Origin of the sequence: Trinickia mobilis (assembly GCF_017315705.1) — a bacterium.
GTDB lineage: Bacteria > Pseudomonadota > Gammaproteobacteria > Burkholderiales > Burkholderiaceae > Trinickia_A > Trinickia_A mobilis.
In genome coordinates this window covers 1-17551 of sequence record NZ_JAFLRF010000041.1, presented here as the reverse complement: position 1 = coordinate 17551, position 17551 = coordinate 1, and the positions used below count along the sequence as shown (strand labels likewise).

Genomic DNA, 17551 nt, shown 5'->3' with positions numbered 1-17551 from the left:
TCAGAGTTTGCCAGTGACGCTGTAGAGCGGTTCGAGCACCCATTCGTATAGACGCCGGCGTTCCTGCAGGATGTCGGCCTGAAGCGCCATGCCGGCTTGCAGCGGTTGTGGTTTGCCGTATGTGGTCACAGTCTGCGCATCGAGAGTGGCGGTGACGCGGTAAAACGAGCCGTCGTCGCCGCCGCGATCGTCGGCGGCGGGCATTCCGCTCGTCGACAGTTCGGCGGCTGACAGCGCGGTGCGTGCGATTGATGACACGCGCGCGTGGTACTGACCGAATTTCTGATAGGGATAGGCCCGATAGCGAATCCGCACCGAATCGCCGGCGTGTACGAAGCCGACGGCCGCGCTTGGCACAAACAGGTGGACTTGCCAGCGGGCACCGTCCGGCACGATGCTCGCAGCCGGGTGTGCCGTATTGATCGTTTGTCCCGGCTCGGCGATCACGGCAGTCGCGATTCCGGCTTCGGGCGCGGTGACGACAAATTCGCGCCGTGCTTCGCTCTCGATCAACGCCTGCTTAACGTCGATCACACTGCGGTCGATCTGCGAGAGTTGGTTCTGCTGCTTGAGTGCAAGGCCGGAGAGATCGTTCGAGGTTTCCTTGAGTGCCTGAACCACGTTAGCGCGCTCACGCTGCAGACCAAGCAGTTTGGACTGCTGATCGAGCCTGTCAGCCTGCCTCTGCTGCAATTGGTCGGTTGAGATATAGTCCTGAGCCAACAAACGGCGATAGCGGGCGACGCTGTCGGCGGCAATCGATGCGCGCTCGCGCTGGTTGACGAGCTGATCGTCGAGACGCGCGAGTTCCGCGCGCAGGCTGGCAAGTTTCGCTTGCAGGGTGTCGCGTTCGTCCTGCTGGAGCACGCGCGTCTTGTCGATTTCCTGCTGCAGCAAACGCTGCCGCTTACGCGACTGTTCGATCAGCGCGGCTTGCGTACGACCCTCGGTAGCGCTATGCAGATCAGTAGAGACTGTATAGAGCGTCATCCCGCGCGACACGTGCTGGCCTTCGACCACAGCCTTGCGCAGCACGACGCCCGGTTGCTGTCCATATACCTTGACGAGGCCCGTGTCGGGCACGATCACGCCTTCAACCGTGGTGCGGCGCGTGTAGCTGCCGAACGCGAACAGCAGCGTCACACTGAGTGCCATGAAAGCCATAGCGGATGCGAGCACCGTAAACGATACGGGGCGCACCAGGACGATTTCCCCGAGTGTCTGTCCACGCTGTGCCGCCAAAGCAGCTTGCCGAAACGGTGATTGTTTGATATCGCTTGCCACGCCGGTCGACAAGCTACTGTAACGTCGCTGAAGGATTAAACGATGCCGCAGAATTGCTTTGCACCCGAGCGGTCAGGAACCATTCCATACCACGCTCAATGATCCCTTGAAGATTTTTAGGTTCCCCATGGTCGTTTGGACACACCAAAAAATGATCGCCACATGGAATGTACTCGGTTACAAAGGGGCGATTGTGTGCCACGAGGTATGCAATACCAGCCTCATAGTCGACTGCCGGCGCATTTTGATCGAGCCCCCCTTGGACCAAATAAAGCTGTGCCTTGGATGCGAGCATGTCTTCAGCAGACGATGCCATGCCTATAGTTCGCCAATAGGCTTCATCGTGGCCTGCGATTGATTTAGTTGACTCCTGTCCCAGACTCCGGTGCACTTGTTCCCAATTGGTAAAAGTAGATTGCAATCGGTCAAGTTGATTATTTGGTTCAGCCTCCGGCACGAAAGTCCAATTCCCCCAGCCGGTTAGTGCTGCGTGAACTGTCGCTAAGGTTTGCCCAATCCCAAATCCTGAAATTAACAGAAGATGGGATACGTCCTTAGCCGACGTTGCGAAACGTGATGCTATAGAAACGCCCTCAGAACCGGTAACAATCATAAACGGCTGACCATTAATCCAACCACGATGCTGAAGGTCGTCGACAATGGTCCGCAACGCCTCTAATCGTGCTTGCATATTTGCCATTTTCCTGAACGCCAATGAACACCCAGAGTCCATTTCGTGTTCGAAACGCTTTTCAATACCTGGGTTCTCAAGGATAACCAAACGAACTTTTTCCGTGAATTTTAGAGCGAATCCCTCTGGTCCCATGGTGCGATGTCCATCAGGCAACACGGAAAAGGCTCCGTTGCATCCGCTTCCCGGCACAAAAATGACTAATGGTTTTTCCCGTGCTGACATATCCGATGAATAGTAACGTAGCCGATGCCCGTCAGACGTCGTGATCTCACTGCCTGAGAATGGAAATGCAGCAGAGGTGGTTGTTGGAACAGTAAAGTCACTCCTGAGATTGGCAGCATGAGGCTCAGTTTCCGCGTCTACGTTTTCAGCGTATACACCAATTGGCAGTACCAAAAAAATAGCGAAGAACAGTTTTCTAATCATGCTATTATTTGCTCCGCAAATCACGGCATCATCAAAAGGTGTGCCGCGTGAGATTAGATCAAAATTTCATGTAAAGCCGCTGACAAATATTGCTTTTAAGACGATGGGCAAAGCCGGGGGATTGCATCGTTTAATTGTCGTGAATCCGTATCATATTTTTCTCAATGGTCGACCATGGCACGCCGTGTGAAATGGCAAATTGTCCTAATCGAATAATGATAGCCTGATGACTTTGGCAGAATAGACTGGCATTGCGAAATTTGTTAATGAAACTGTATCTGTGAAGAACAGACTCATTAAGTCCGATGCCACTTTGACATATGCCGTTTGCGCCGCATTGCAGGCAAGATGGCGGCACTTCGGCACAAGCTTGGTGAAAATCGAATACTCCCGGGTGATTGAGGAAATCTGCCAGTGCGCTATCTGCAACATTCAATTCGAGATTAAAAAGTGACGGTAGCGTGTTGCGAAAGTCGTCGTCGATAGCTATCTCGCCATTCGCCCTAACTGTCACGGCAACATACCGATCGGAGAAGGGGCTTGACGGACCAGATGCGCAAAGACGCCTGATCGGATCGGTGAATTGTCTTACATAGATATTGGGATTGCTATCGTTGATCCATTCATTCAATGCGTCCAGCAGAAATTTACTGGTACCCTCTACCAGTTTAATGTCAGCCCCATCCCTTGTTTGATTTGGTTTAAGAAAATGAATCCTCTCAATCCCCAAATCATCTACAAAATGGCGATATACTTTACGCCCATCAAAATCTGGGTTTACAACACAAATAACTCCGGCAAATACCCCGGCGCATTTTTTATTTGCTTTCTTCAACATTTCAATTGCCTTTGCGATCGCCGAGTGAGTGCCCCGCCCCTTTTTGTCAACCCTATAAAGATCATTCTCTCTCGGCGGTCCGTCCAAGCTTACTCCTACGGAGACGTTATATTTGGCAAAGATGGAAATCCACTCTTCATCCAACAATATTGCATTCGTTTGAATACAAATCGTTAAATCTGTGGAATCCGGGATACTGCTCCGGAAGATTTCAAGCATGACGCTCATTCTCGTCTTTTTCATCAAGAGAGGCTCGCCGCCGTGCAAATCAATCCGTATCTCATCGATCGAATGAGAGCGTGAAGCGTTATGCAAATAAATGGCAAGAGATCTCGCCGTATCAACGGTCAAGTAAGGAGGCTGATTTGCGTAATCGCCGTTTTCGCCGTTGAAGTAATAGCAATAAGTGCAATCGATATTGCACCGTTCAGTTACCTTGACTATTACTTCAAGCCTATTGATTTTTCGTGCACCATCATTTCGACGCCAGTTATTGATCAAAACACATGAACTTGATTCAGGCTCAATGCACTTGGGGAAGCACTGATGAGTGGAACAGCCTCTAAAATTGCGGACGAGAAAGTGTGGAGTTTTCTGGATGACGAGGCGAATGAGCACACCATTCTCAGTGAATACGTCAGTGTCACGTGGCGTAGCCCGATTAGTGGCGATACGCCACCAAGGCGTATCGCGCCAGACGTTACCTTAATGGGGTAACAGGATGCGGATTACTTAAAACCTTTTCGAAAAAGAAGAATTGGCAAACCAAGCACGCGGCTTGGATTGCGACTCAACACCGCCGCCGACCAGAGCAAGGAATTCGGGATCGAGTTCAGCGGGCATCTCACGTTCGACCTGTTGCGCGCCAGCCATCATTTCCTTTTTGAACACATGCAGATCCATTGGATTTTCCTTTTTTCAATGACACAAGACATGCGATTCCAGGCAGAGCTAATCCACCACGCGCACCACAAGAACGAGGATTGCATCTGCCAGTCAGGTTGCCGCCTGTTAGCATAACGTAGTACTTCAGTTAGCATAACATATCACTTAAAAGACGACGTTTTACAGTATCATTTCATATACTTTTCAGTCAAATTATTTTGCAGGCGATCGGGGTAAACGATGCTGTGCCAACGACTGCCGAGATATGAGAGAAAGGTGCTCAGGAGAGTGTGAGCAGTGCTGACCACGCAACTGCATTCATGATGTTGTCGAGAGTTCGAAGCGAACTGTTCGTGAAGTAAGCTTTCCTGGTTTGTTGTGGGTCATCGTGGGCGCTGTTCAAGGGCCTGGGGCCCTTGCCAGCGTGCCTCGGCCAGCGCGGATGGACAAGACCGCGACCCTTGACTTCGTGGTTGAGGTGGTCCGTCAGCACGAGTAACAGTCGGGCTTTGCTGTCCTGCCGCGCCGCGAGGTAGTCGAGCGTACATTTGGATGGACGGTTCGCGTGCGCCGACTCATACGCGACTACGAGCAGCGCGTGGATCGAACAATCACCCTCTCGGCACCCCTTCCTCCACCAATATCGCCACCGGCAGCGCCGACAGCGCATCGCTCACCAGCAAATCGCCCGCCTCATCCGCCTTCGGCGCGCCCGGGCTCAGCCAGTCGAACAACGCGCGTGCGGCAAGCGGCTGCGGCAGCGTCACGACCGTGTCTTCCCACTTGGCCGGATCGACCTGCGGCACGTCGCGGCCGCCTTCGAGCAAGGCGGCTGCAAACCGCGTCCCGATGACGATCGCGTACGCGTCGCCGTGCCGGCGCGCAAACGCAATCACGTGACGCGCGAGCTTGCCGCGCACGGACAGCGGAATATACGAACCTTCCAGAAAGAGCGCGGGCGATATCGCGCGCAACGTCAGCGCGCGGTGCACGATGCCGAGCTTCACGCGCGCATCGCGCCAGTTCGCGAGCTGCTCGCTCGGCGGCGAGCCGGAGAGCCACGCGTGGCGCTGCGCAAAATCGACCGGACCGCGGTTGTCAGGGTCGACGAGGCTGAAGTCCCACAACTCGGTGCCTTGGTACAGGTCCGGCACACCCGGCGACGTCAGCCGCAGCGTCGTCTGCAGCAAGCCATTGAGCGCCCCCGCACAGCCGATGCGCGCGACGAACGCGGGCAGAACCTGCAGGAAGCCGTCGCGCCGCTGCGGCGCGAGGATGTCGAACAGGAAGTCGCGCGAGGCCTGTTCGTACGCTTCATCGAGCGCGTACCAGCTCGTGCGCAGCTTCGCTTCGCGCAGCGCCTTCTCCTGCCACGCCGCGGCGCGCTCGGCGAGCGCCTTCACGCCCGCTTCGTCGCCGGGATCGAGGCCGTGCGGCCAGCAGCCGACGAGCGTCTGATACAGCATCGCTTCGGCGGCCGCACCCGGCGCCCAGTCGCGATCGTTGCCGTTCAGCACGCGCCGCTGCGGCGTGTTCAAAGTGGACCACGCGTGCAGCGTCGCGCTCCATTCCGGTGCGATTTCGCTCAGCACCGCCAGGCGCGCGCGCATGTCTTCGCCGCGCTTGTGGTCGTGCGTGGCCGTCGCGAGCATGGTGTGCGGGAAACGCTTCGCACGTTCGAGATTCGCCGCGTGAAAGTCGCCGGCGGATAGCGCGAACTCGCCCGGGTCCGCGCCGACTTCGTTGCGCGACAGCAAGCGCCCATAGCGATAGCAGGCCGTGTCCTCGATCGCTTTCGCGGCGAGCGGCGCGGTGAGCTGCGCGAACAGCGCGGGCGCGGTGCGTCGTTGAGGGGCCGGCGAGTTCGGATTCTGCTGCGCTTGCGATTGGCCTTCGTCGGGCGCTCTGCCGCCGAGCCACCCGGCAACGCGCTCGAGCACTTCATGATCGGCACGCGGCAACGCCTGTCGCGCAGCGTCGAGCGCCGGGTCGAAATAAATGTCGTCGGCCGCGGTGCGGGTGCCGTTTTGCGGGTAGAACCGGTACACCGGAAAACGCACCGCCAGTTCCGCAAGCGCGCGCCGTATTGACGTGAACGTGAAATCGCGCGTCGCTGGGGTCTCGCGCGCGATGCGATGGAGCGCGCGCGCGGCGCGATCGAGTTCCGCCGACAAGTGCTCCGTCAGTATCTTGCGCCGCGCGACGAGCGCTTCGTCCGCGAACGAGCGCCGGCTCGCGCTGATTTCGGCCCATGCGGCCGTGAGCGGCGCGGCGCCCTCGGCGTCGTGCAGCAGCGCGCCGACATCGTTCATGAAGTCGTAGCCGGTCGTGCCGTCGACGCCCCAGTCGTCCGCGAGCGCCTCGCCGCGGCCGAGAATTTTCTCGACGACCAGATACGCGCGCTGGCCGTCCACTTGTTGCGGCCTGCCGGCTTCGATTTCCGTGAGCCGCTGGCGCAACCGCTGGCAGTATTCGCGCGGCTCGACGAGCCCATCGACGTGATCGACGCGAAAGCCGTCGATCACCCCAAGGGCAAAGAGCCGCAAGATCAGCGCGTGGGTCGCTTCGAAGACCTCCGGGCGTTCCGCGCGCACGGCCGCCAGCGTGCTGATGTCGAAAAAGCGCCGCCAGTTCACTTCGTCGGCGGCGGTGCGCCACCACGCGAGCCGGAAGAACTGCCGCTCGAGCAGACGGTGCAGACGCTCGCGGCCGGCCTGCGTATTCGGGGCGTAGGTCGAAAGCAGGGCGCCGATGGCCGGCATGCCGTGCTCGCGCGCGGCGAACTCGCGCAAGGCGTTGCGCGCTTCGGCCGCGCGCGGCTGGTCGGCGGGCTGCGGCGTGAGCCCGGTGAAAGCCTGGGCGAGCGCCGCCAGCTCCGGGTGCTCGGCGGCCTGCAGGATCGGCGCGTATTCCGCCGGGCAGATCGGAAACACGTGATGCGCGTAGCCGGCGAAGAATCGTACGGCATCCTGATCGAACTGCAGCGTGATCCGGCCTGCCTCCAGTTCCTCGCCGTAAGGCGCGCCGAGGCACGGCGCGAGCACCTTGCCGCGCAGCGCGGGGTCGGGCGAATGCCAGTCGACGTCGAAATAGCGGCTGTACGCGCTATGCCGTCCCCATTCGAGGATGTCGAGCCACCAGGCGTTGTGCGCGCCGTCGATGCCCATGTGGTTCGGCACGATGTCGGCGATGAGGCCCATCTGGCGCGCGTGCGCGGCGTCGGCGAGGCGCACGAGCGCGGCCTCGCCGCCGAGGTCGGGATTCACGCGCGTGTAGTCGACGGTGTCGTAGCCGTGCGTCGAGCCCGGCGCCGCCGTCGTGATCGGCGACAGGTACAGGTGGCTCACGCCGAGCGAGGCGAAGTAGTCCAGTTGCGCGGCGGCGTCGTCGAACGTGAAGCCTCGATGCAGTTGAAGCCTGAGCGTGGAGCGCGGAACGGTCATGGCGTGCGGTCGGGATTGGGCCGTGGGTCGGATGGCGCCGCGTCCGAACGTGCGCGCGCGACGGCGAGCAGCCGGTCCGCGAATACCGCGTCCGAAAACAGCTCGTCGACGGATTGCGCGATGCGGCGGCGCCAGTTCGGATGCTCGTCGATCGAACCGGGCAGGTTGGGCTGATCGACGAGCCCAAGCAAGTCTTCGAGCGGATACGTGACGATCGGCGCGGGCGTGGCCGACACGAACGCGAGCGCTTCGTCGACCGGCGCGTGATCGACCGGCGGCGCGCCGACGTGTTGCGGGGCGAGATGCGCGTGCTGAAAGGCGCGCCACAGCGCGTCGCGGTCCGCCGCGCGCTCGGCGTGCGCGAGCGCAACCGGATCGCGCCCGTCGGCGCGCGCGGCGGTCTGTCCGATCCGGTTGCGCCAGTCGATGTCCGCGCCGCGCCACCAGCCGGCGATGGTCGGCAGATCGTGCGTCGTCGTGGTGGCGAGCGCGGAGCGTCCCCATTCGCCGGGCGGCTTGAACGGGGCGCCATGATGGCCGCGCTCGAACCACAGCACGCGAATGCCGAGCAGGCCGTGATCGGCGAGACGCTCGCGCAGACCGGGCGGGATGGTGCCGAGATCCTCGCCGATCACGATCGCCCGATGGCGCGTCGATTCGAGCGCGATGAGCCGCAGCAGGTCCTCGGCCGGATAGCGCAGGTACGCGCCGTTCATCGCGAGCTCGCCTTCGGGGATCAGCCACAGGCGCCGCAAACCGAGGATGTGATCGATGCGGATGCCGCCCGCGTGCGCGAACGCGGCGCGCAGCATATCGATGAACGCGGCGAAGCCTTGCGTGCGCATGGCGCGCGGCGAGAACGTCGTGAGTCCCCACGACTGTCCGGCCTGATTGAAGAGGTCGGGCGGCGCGCCGACCGACACGCTTTGCAGCATGTCGTCGCGATACGACCACGCGTGGCTGCCCGCGCTGTCGCAGCCGACGGCGAGGTCGGCGACGAGCCCGACCGCCATGCCCGCGTCGCGCGCCGCGTGCTGCGCGTGCGCGAGCCCTTTCGCCGCGAGCCATTGCAGGAACAGATGAAACTCGACGTCGTGCCGATGCGCCTGCGCGAACGCTTCCACTTCGGCGCTGCGCGGATCGGCGAGATGCGCGGGCCAGTTGCGCCAATGGCCGTCGCCGCCGGCCTCGAGTTGCGCGGCCAACAGCGCTTCGAAGCGCGCGTGGTCTTCGAGCGGCTGGCCGCCGTCCGCGCAGAACGCGTGGAATTCGAGCGCGCGCGGCGTGTCCTGGGCGCGCTCATGCGTGCAGAACTGCTCGAACAGCACGCGCAGCACCTTGAGCTTGGCCGGCACCGCACGGGGCCAATCGATGAGCGGCAGCGCTTCGAGCGCGGCCCACTCGCCGTTCACGCGAGCGGCGTCGAGCGCCGCGCGTGCGGCGGCTGCGCCGAACACGGCGGCGGGGTCGATGTGCGCCACGTTCAGATAAAGCCGCGACGACGGCGCATACGGGCTGTACTTGTGCGGCTCGGCGCCGAATGCCGCATGCATCGGACTGATCGCCAGCGCGTGCGCGCCGCGCTTCGCGCTTTCGATCGCGAACGCGGCGAGCGCGGAATAGTCGCCGATGCCGCCGTCGCCGTGCCGGCGCAAGCCGTACGCCTGCACGCCGATGCCCCACAGCGCCGCGGGCCGCGCGCGGTCGCCGGCAAACGCGCGCCACGCGTCGTCGACCGTATAGCAGCGGCGCGGCGCGACGGCGAGGCGGAGGTGCTGATCGTTGATGACGAGCGTGTGATAGCCCGGCTCGCTGATCGGCGCGAGCAGCGCGGCTTCGCCTTTGGGCGCGGTGAAGCGGCCGTCGATCAGCGAGCCGCTTTCGAGCTCGATCCGGTAGCGGCTCCCCGACTTGACCGCGGCGGCGGGCAGCGCGATCGCGCGTTCGCACTCGGCAGTCATGAGCGGCGGCAGCTTGCGGCCCGACAGCTCGGCATCGAGCGTGGCCATGCTGTGCTTCGCGTCGGCGGCCGTGGAGCAGGGCAGGCCGATGCGCTCGAGCAGCGCGGCGAGCGTGCCGGCCGGCACGCGGCGCGGCATGCCGTGCGCGTCGTCCCATTGGATCTCGAAGCCGGCGCGCTCGGCGAGGCGTTCGATCAGGTCGGCATTCGCTCCTGCCGGCGCGGACGATTTGACCTGGTTCACGCCTCGCGCTCCCGTTCCTCGGCGATGCGTGCGTCGTGCCTGAGCGCGTAGCTGCTCACGTCGCCCGTCATCCACGCGATGAACGAGTAGGGCGGCAGCTCGTAGTCGTTGACGCGGTCGCGTGCGCGCGGCGGCGTTTCGAAAATCACCATGCCGTCGGGGCGTTCGGTGAACGGCAGCGGGTCGGGTGTGAGATTGAGGGCGAAGGCGAGCGTCTCGCCGTCCGCGAGACGCCAGCGGGCGACCAGCGCGTTCGCCGGGTGCCCGCTCGCCGCCGGCAGGACCGTCGCGCCGAGCGCGCGCACGGGCGCCAAGCGCGGCGCGATCAGCTTCGCGCGCACCGCGAGCGCCGATTTGTAGAAGTGGCGCCAGGCGTCGCGGTCGCCGGTGCCGCGCGTGTCGCTGGCTTCGTCGTCGGCGGGCGACGACAGCGCGAACGTCTGCGGATCGTTCGGATCGGGAATGCGCGCGCGCGCCGATTCGTCGCTGAACGCGGCGAACTTCGCGAATTCGCGGCGCCGCCCTTCGCGGACCAGGTCGGCGAGATCGCCCGTGTAATCGGTGAAGAACAGGAACGGCTGCGTCGAGCCGTATTCCTCCTCCATGAACAGCAGCGGAATTTGCGGCGACAGCAAGAGGAGACCCGTCGCGGCCAGCAACGCCTGCGGCGCGCACAGCGAGCGCAGGCGCTCGCCGAGCGCGCGGTTGCCGATCTGGTCGTGGTTTTGCAGGAACATCACGAAGACGGTCGGCGGCAGGTGCGCGCTCGGTTCGCCGCGCGGCTCGCCGTCGTGAACCGGCGATGCGTCGCCCTGATACGCGAAGCCCTCCGCGAGGACGCGCGCGAGCTTGTCGATCGGCTTGTCGGCGAAGGCGCGGTAGTAGCCCTCTTGTTCGCCCGTCAGCAGCACGTGCAGCGCGTTGTGCGCGTCGTCGTTCCATTGCGCGTCGAAGTGCGTCTCCAGCAGGTTGGCCTCGTTGTGCTCGTTTTCGAGCACGAGATGCACGTGCCGGCCGTGCTTGACCGAGCCGTGCACGCGGTCGGCGAATTCGCGCAGCCAGTCGGCGTCGCCGATCGCGTGGACCGCGTCGAGCCTGAGGCCGTCGAAGCGGTATTCGTTGATCCAGTAAAGCGCGTTGTCGCAGAAGAAGTCGCGCACTTCGGGCCGCGAGAAGTCGATCGCCGGACCCCAGGGTGTCGCGACGTCGTCGCGGAAGAATGGGTTTGCGTACTCGTGCAGGTAGTTGCCGTCGGGGCCGAAGTGGTTGTAGACGACGTCGAGGAACACGGCGAGCCCGAGCCCGTGCGCGCAGTCGATCATGGCCTTGAGGTCGTCGGGCCGGCCGTACGACGAATCGGGCGCGAACGGCAGCACGCCGTCGTAGCCCCAATTGCGCGTGCCGGAAAAGTCGGCGAGCGGCATCAGCTCGATGCCGGTCACGCCCAGCTCGGCGATGCGCGGCAGGCGCTTTTGCACGCCCGCGTAGCCGCCGAGCGCGCCGGCGTGCAGCTCGTAAAGGACCATCTCTTCCCAGGGCCGGCCGCGCCATCCGGTGTGCTGCCATTCGTAGGCACGGGCGTCGATGACTTCGCTCGGGCCGTGCACGTCGTCGGGCTGGAAGCGCGATGCCGGGTCCGGCACGGCGAGCGTCTCGTCGAGCCGGTAGCGGTAGCGCGTGCCCGCGCCGCATTCGGCCTCGGCTTCGAACCAGCCGTTGCCGGCAGGCGTCATGTCGACGAGCGAGGCGCCGTCCGTGCTCTCGATCTCGACCTGCACGGCGCGTTTGCCCGGCGCCCACAGGCGAAAGCGCGTGCGCGGCGAGGCGCCCTGGGCGCCGAGCAGCTGGGCGCCGAACGGCAGGCATTGCACGTAGTGGCGTGCATGCGGATCGAAAGGAGATTCGGACATGATTCTCTCGGGATGAGCGCCGACCGGTTGATGAGAAGAAGTTTAGGTTTACGTGGCGCCGCGGCGAGGGGGGATTGCACCGGGAGCGCTCGGGAACGCTGCGGCGCCCGGTTCGTGCCCGGCGCTTGCCGGGGGCGCGGCTTGCCGTTCGCTGCCGCTCGCCGGCCGCGCGGCCAGGATAACAAACGCGTGTTCGGCGACGGTCAGCTCGGCGGTGTCGAGCGGGCGCGGCGGCGCCTCGGGCGCGGCCGTGTCGATCAGCACGGTCCACGCCACTCGCGGCGGCGGGGGCGCGAAACTGAGCGGCGTTGCCGCCCCGTTAAGCATCATCAGCAGCACCTCGATCTCGCCGTCGAGACCGGGGCCCGCGCGGCGCAGCACGAGCGCGCGCCGTTCCGGGTCTTGCCACGTTTCGCTCGTCAGCCACTCGCCGCGTTCGTCGAACCAGCCGACGTCGTGGATGCCGGGCAGCACCTCCTCGCCGCCGTGCAGAAAGCGCGTCTCGCGCAGGAGCGGATGGTGTTTGCGCAGCGCAATCAGGCGCGCGGTGAATGCCGTCATCGTCCGGCCTTCCGGCGTCGCCGCCTGGTTCCAGTCGAGCCATGAAATCTCGTTGTCCTGGCAGTACGCGTTGTTGTTGCCTTGTTGCGTGCGCAGGAACTCGTCGCCGGCCGCGATCATCGGCGTGCCGAGCGAAGTGAAGACGGTCGCGAGGATCGAGCGCGCGACGCGCGTGCGCGTTTCGTTGATCGCCGCGTCGTCCGTCGGCCCCTCGGCGCCCCAGTTCGCGCTGCAGTTCTCGTTGTGGCCGTCGCGGTTTTCTTCGCCGTTCGCCTCGTTGTGCTTGTGCTCGTAGCAGATGACGTCGGCGAGCGTGAAGCCGTCGTGCGACGCGACATAGTTGACCGACGCCCACGGCTTTCTGAAGCGGCGGTTGAAGAGTTCGGCCGAGCCGGTGATGCGCGCCGCGAGATCGGGCCGCATGCCGGCGTCGCCGCGCCAGAAGCGCCGCACGCTGTCGCGGAACTTGTCGTTCCATTCGGCGAAGCCCGGCGGATGGTGGCCGACCTGATAGCCGCCGGGGCCGATGTCCCACGGCTCGGAGATCAGCTTGCGCGTCGACAGGACGGGGTCTTGCCGGACTGCGTCGAAAAAGCCCGAGCCGGGATCGAACCCGGAGCCTTCGCGCCCGAGCGTGACGCCGAGGTCGAAGCGGAAGCCGTCGACGTTGTAAGCGGTCGACCAGTAGCGCAGCGAATCCATCACCATCTGCAGCACGCGCGGATGCGAGAGGTTCAGCGTGTTGCCGCAGCCGGTGTCGTTGATGTAGTGGCGCTCGTCGCCGGGTATCAGGCGGTAGTAGCTGGCGTTGTCGAGCCCGCGCCACGCGATCGTCGGCCCGAGCTCGTTGCCTTCGCAGGTGTGGTTGTAGACGACGTCGAGAATCACTTCGATGCCTGCCGCGTGCAGTTGCCGCACGGCGATACGCATTTCGTTGAGGCGGCGCGTCGACAGGTACGCCGGGTCCGGCGCGAAGAACGTGGCGGTGTTGTAGCCCCAGTAGTTGGACAGACCGCGCGCGACCAGAAAGCGCTCGTTGAGAAACGCATGCACGGGCAGCAGCTCGATCGCGGTGATGCCGAGTTCGTGCAGATGGTCGAGAAAGCGCGGCGAGCAGAGCGCCGAGAACGTGCCGCGTTCGTGCGGACGCAACTCGGGGTTCAGCATCGAGATGCCTTTCACGTGCGCTTCGTAGATGACCGTTTCGGACCACGGCACATTGGGGCGCACGTCGAGCGACCAGTCGAACGCTTCGTCGATGACGACGCATTTCGGCAGCGCGGGCGCCGAGTCGCGCCGGTCCATCGACAAGTCCTGCCGGTTCGAATGCACGCGATAGCCGAAGAGCGGATCGGACCAGCGGAACTGGCCGACGAGCTTCTTCGCGTACGGGTCGAGCAGCAGCTTGTACGGATTGAAGCGGTGGCCGTTTTGCGGCTGATAGGGGCCGTAGGCGCGAAAGCCGTAGACGGCGCCCGGATGCGCGCCGTGCAGGTAGCCGTGCCAGATCTCGTCGGTGCATTCGGGCAGGGGCAGGCGCGTGAGTTCCTTGCGGCCCAGGGTATCGAAGAGGCACAACTCGATTTTCTGCGCGTTCGCCGAGAACACCGCGAAGTTGACGCCCAGGCCGTCCCATGTCGAGCCAAGCGGATACGGCACACCGGGTTCCAGCTTGTCGGGTAGGGAGTTGGCCATGTGTCAGTGCCCAAGAGTCTTTTTTACCTACGAGGTGTAGCGGTGTACCTGCGCCGCCGGGACGATTGCCGTAGCTCCACGCTCAGTTGAACTATAGGCTTTTGATATGCCCGCTGGGTGAAGCAAGAAACGTGACTAGAATCGTCGAAATCGGGACGGATCTACGCCGGGTTCCAGGCGCGACGAGGTTGGGAGGAGCGGGTATGGAAATTGATGAGGTGAGCTTGCCGTACTTCAAGATCAATAAGCTGTTTTGGCGATGGTCAAAGTGCGAAGGCGCAGAAGGCTGTCATGGGGTTCGAGAGGCTCAGTTGTCGATGGAAAAGGCGCCTCCCGAACTGAAGCGATTGCCGCCGCCGGTCGAGCGCGCGGCGCAGCCGGAAAAGCCGGATCCGGCGATGAAAATGCTGGACGACATCGAGCGGATAGCGAAGCCCTTCGTGCGCTTCAAAGCATGGCTCGACGCGCCGGTTCCGCCGAAGACGCCAAAGCCCGAGGCGCCGGCCGCCAAAAAGCAGGAGGTGGTGCCGCCGTTCGATATCCAGGAAATTCCGGGCGCGATGCGCAAGGAGTTCATGCCGGTGTCGGCCAAGCTGATGGAGCGGTGGTTTGCGGGGGAGTTGAATTATTCGCGGAGTGATGATGATCAAAAGGACGAAATTAACCAGGATGGCCAGCGTTACTCCGAGAGCATGATCGATCGGACCTCGATCACGATGGACTGGGTGCTCAAACATGAGCGGGCCAGGAGGCAATATGAAGAATTGATCAATACGAGGATTTATAACCAGGCAGCCTATGATGAAGCTCTGAAGATTCTTCTCCGATATAGAAAGCGTTTAGGCGTGTCTCCCTGGGGGGAGTGCGGTAACGACATTCGGAAGCTCCATAAGAATTTCCAGTTTCAACTCGTGGCTGTTGAGAGCACGTTTGAACAGAAAGCTGAGCAGTATCTCCGGCGGATGGTGCATGACGGTGTTCCTGATGATTTGACAGGATCACTGGGGGCATTCAATTTCTATGCCGCGATTGCTAAGGCGAGTTTTGATCCACAAGGTAAAAGCGCCACAGTCACGCATATCGTTATCTATGTCAGGGATAGCTATTCGTTCGAGGGGGTGTCGGATACGCGGTCTCAGTACCTCGGCCATTGGAGTAAGGATGGTGTGATTGTTGTCCCCGGATATGTGGCGTTAAACGTGGTGAAATCCCCCTGGCTGGATTATCCCGTAGTCACGGGAAATATCTCGGAAAATCTGTACAAAAGAGGTAAGGTCTATTATCCGGTCAGAAATAAATCTTTCAGAGAGTGGCAATTGAAGCATCGCCGTGGTGGTGATTTTATTATTTATTCAGACTGGAAATCTATCCGTCTGGAAAGACCGATAAAGGTGTATTTCGAATGAATGGACTGGCGGAAGGCATGCAAACATATGCGGTCGGTATGTTCCTTATATTTGCCATGATTGCGTTTCTGGTAATTTTCATCGTTACTGTCGTATATGTATTCTCTGGAAGGGAAGGGCGTGGCGTTCGCCTAAAGACAGCGCTAAAAAAGCTTGGCACTTGGCTCGGATCTATTTTTGTCGTGTGCACCTCTTGGAATTATTACCAAGACGCGACCGACCGGGCTGAGGTCACAAAATTCCATAGCGAGCTATCCTATAACGACGCGCACAAAGGCGAATACATGGCGGAGTACGCTTATTTGCCTCGGAATCGAATTCTGTTGAGAGTCTATCGAACCTCCGATATGTCACTGCTTGCCGAGCGGACATATTCATATCCCGATGCTGCCAGATTGACTTGGACGAAGAATTCCCTGCTCTACGATACGTCAATCGATGACGGCAGAATAAGCCTGCCCCCCACTCTCTACGACAGAATCACCGCGCGATTACCGTAGCCCATAAGCTTGAAGCCTCACCGTGGCGGTGATTTCATTATTTATTCAGACTGGAAATCTATCCGTCTTAAAAAACCGATAAAGGTGTATTTCGAATGAATGGATTGGCGGAAGGCATACAAACATATGCGGTCGGTATGCTGCTTATATTTTCCATGATTGCGTTTCTGGTAATTCTCATCGTTACTGTCATATATGTATTCTCTGGCAGAGAAGGGCGTGGCGTTCGCCTGAAGACTGCGCTAAGAAAGCTTGGCATTTGGCTCGGATCTATTTTTGTCGTATGCGTAGCCTGGAGCTATTACCGAGACGCGACTGACCGGGCTGAGGTCACAAAATTCCAGAGAGTGCTATCTGATGACCCCGCGTACAAGGGCGAATATATGGCGGAGTACGCTTATTTGCCTCGGAATCGAATTCTATTGAGAGTCTACCGAACCGCCGATATGTCACTGCTCGCCGAGCGGACATACTCGTATCCCGATGCCGCCAGATTGACGTGGACTGAGGATTCGTTAATTTACGATACGGCAATGGATAGTGGCGGTGAGCTAAGCCTGCCTCCCACGCTATACGACAGAATCACCGCGTGGTTGCCGTAGCCCATAAGCTTGAATCCTCACCGTGGCGACGATTTCATTATTTATTCAGACTGGAAATCTATCCGTCTGGAAAAGCCGATAAAGGTGTATTTCGAATGAATGGACTGGCGGAAGGCATGCAAGCATATGCAGTCGGTATGTTGCTTATATTTGCCATGATTGCGTTTCTGGTAATTCTTCTGGTTACTGTCATATACGTATTCTCTGGTGGAGAAGGGCGTGTCGTTCGTTTGAAGACAGCGCTAAGAAAGCTTGGTATTTGGTTAGGGTCTATTTTTGTCGTGTGCGTTGCCTGGAGTTACGGCCAAGACGTGACCGACAGAGCCGAGGCCACGAAATTCGAAAGAGAGCTATCCGATTACTCAACGAACAAGGGCGAATATATGGCGGAGTACGCTTATTTGCCCCGAAATCGAATTCTGCTGAGAGTCTACCGAACCTCCGATATGTCACTGCTCGCCGAGCGGACCTATTCGTATCCCGATGCCGTCAAACTAGCGTGGACTGACGATGCGTTGATCTACGACACGACGGGAGGCATGCTAAGCCTGCCCCCCACTCTCTACGACAGAATCACTGCGCGATTGCCATAGCCCATCAACGCCTCTCAAACCCGCAAATTCGTCCGCCTGCCCCTCATGTTCTTCCCTTCGACAGCGGAATGCCACGGTGTGAGGCGCGGGCTGCACGCTCAAACATTCGAATTCCAAGGTGTGAGGATCGCGATTCGCCTTCAAACAGTCGAACTCCGAGGTCTGAGGCTCGCGTTCCACTCTCAAAGCGTGGACAACTCCACGGTCTGGGGCCCACGTTCCGCCCTCGGACATCCGAAGTCCTCGGTCTGAGGCGGACATTCCGCCCTCAAAGAGTCGAAGTCGTCGATCTGAGGCTCGGACTTCGGCCCTCCGACAGTCGAGTGCGCCGGTTTTGGGCTCGCGTTCCGCCTTCGAACATTCGAACTCCACGGTCGAGGGTTCACGTTTCCGTCTTCGGCGTTCGAGTTCGACGGTTTGTGGTTCGTCTTCCGGCCTCAGACCCCGGCGCGGGACCCGCAACTTGCCGCAAACGTAGGAGCAATCTGATTTTGCAGCCAAAAATGGCGG

General features: G+C 61.0%; 12 protein-coding genes and 1 pseudogene. 5 read left to right on the top strand and 8 right to left on the bottom strand.

Translation table 11 applies throughout. The features are described from left to right. The 4 genes from J3489_RS31225 to J3489_RS31210 form a co-directional block, all read right to left on the bottom strand. A complete protein-coding gene (locus tag J3489_RS31225; RefSeq protein WP_207004716.1) occupies positions 1 to 1272 on the bottom strand; it encodes an HlyD family secretion protein in 1272 nt (423 codons plus the stop codon). Between the two features lie 25 nt (positions 1273 to 1297). Next, positions 1298 to 2404, bottom strand: coding sequence for an alpha/beta fold hydrolase (locus tag J3489_RS31220; RefSeq protein ID WP_207004680.1), 1107 nt, complete (start codon positions 2402 to 2404; stop codon positions 1298 to 1300). 130 nt (positions 2405 to 2534) lie between these two features. Next, positions 2535 to 3860 (bottom strand): radical SAM protein, encoded by a 1326-nt coding sequence (locus tag J3489_RS31215; RefSeq protein ID WP_207004679.1) that lies wholly within the window; start codon positions 3858 to 3860, stop codon positions 2535 to 2537. A gap of 114 nt (positions 3861 to 3974) precedes the next feature. Further along, positions 3975 to 4145 carry a hypothetical protein gene (locus J3489_RS31210; protein ID WP_207004678.1) on the bottom strand — a complete coding sequence of 57 codons (171 nt, stop codon included), beginning with the start codon at positions 4143 to 4145 and terminating at the stop codon, positions 3975 to 3977. A gap of 412 nt (positions 4146 to 4557) precedes the next feature. Between J3489_RS31210 and J3489_RS31205 the strand changes: the two are divergent. Continuing rightward, positions 4558 to 4731: pseudogene (locus J3489_RS31205) on the top strand (IS5-like element ISRso1 family transposase); the annotation flags it as partial. 7 nt (positions 4732 to 4738) lie between these two features. On the opposite strand, the gene treY reads toward J3489_RS31205, so the two are convergent. The 4 genes from treY to glgX are packed head-to-tail and all read right to left on the bottom strand — an operon-like array spanning position 4739 to position 13940. Then, the gene (treY, locus tag J3489_RS31200; protein ID WP_207004677.1) at positions 4739 to 7570 is read right to left on the bottom strand and encodes a malto-oligosyltrehalose synthase; all 2832 of its coding nucleotides are present in this window, start codon (positions 7568 to 7570) and stop codon (positions 4739 to 4741) included. After that, a complete protein-coding gene (gene malQ, locus J3489_RS31195) occupies positions 7567 to 9774 on the bottom strand; it encodes a 4-alpha-glucanotransferase (protein ID WP_309491449.1) in 2208 nt (735 codons plus the stop codon). Before malQ ends, treY begins: the two co-directional genes overlap by 4 nt. Beyond that, a complete protein-coding gene (gene treZ / locus J3489_RS31190) occupies positions 9771 to 11684 on the bottom strand; it encodes a malto-oligosyltrehalose trehalohydrolase (protein ID WP_207004676.1) in 1914 nt (637 codons plus the stop codon). Before treZ ends, malQ begins: the two co-directional genes overlap by 4 nt. Positions 11685 to 11732: 48 nt before the next feature. Next, positions 11733 to 13940 carry a glycogen debranching protein GlgX gene (glgX, locus tag J3489_RS31185; RefSeq protein ID WP_207004675.1) on the bottom strand — a complete coding sequence of 736 codons (2208 nt, stop codon included), beginning with the start codon at positions 13938 to 13940 and terminating at the stop codon, positions 11733 to 11735. 203 nt (positions 13941 to 14143) lie between these two features. On the opposite strand from glgX, the gene J3489_RS31180 reads away from it, so the two are divergent. The 4 genes from J3489_RS31180 (at position 14144) to J3489_RS31170 (ending at position 17041) form a co-directional block, all read left to right on the top strand. Continuing rightward, the gene (locus tag J3489_RS31180) at positions 14144 to 15346 is read left to right on the top strand and encodes a DUF6402 family protein (RefSeq protein ID WP_242540449.1); all 1203 of its coding nucleotides are present in this window, start codon (positions 14144 to 14146) and stop codon (positions 15344 to 15346) included. Then, a complete protein-coding gene (locus J3489_RS31175) occupies positions 15343 to 15846 on the top strand; it encodes a hypothetical protein (protein ID WP_242540448.1) in 504 nt (167 codons plus the stop codon). Before J3489_RS31180 ends, J3489_RS31175 begins: the two co-directional genes overlap by 4 nt. A gap of 9 nt (positions 15847 to 15855) precedes the next feature. Next, positions 15856 to 15945 (top strand): DUF6402 family protein, encoded by a 90-nt coding sequence (locus J3489_RS39000; protein ID WP_374193506.1) that lies wholly within the window; start codon positions 15856 to 15858, stop codon positions 15943 to 15945. A 490-nt stretch (positions 15946 to 16435) separates the two neighbouring features. Beyond that, on the top strand, positions 16436 to 17041 hold the full coding sequence (locus J3489_RS31170; RefSeq protein WP_309491448.1) for a hypothetical protein: 606 nt from the start codon (positions 16436 to 16438) through the stop codon (positions 17039 to 17041). Positions 17042 to 17551 lie beyond the last annotated feature (510 nt).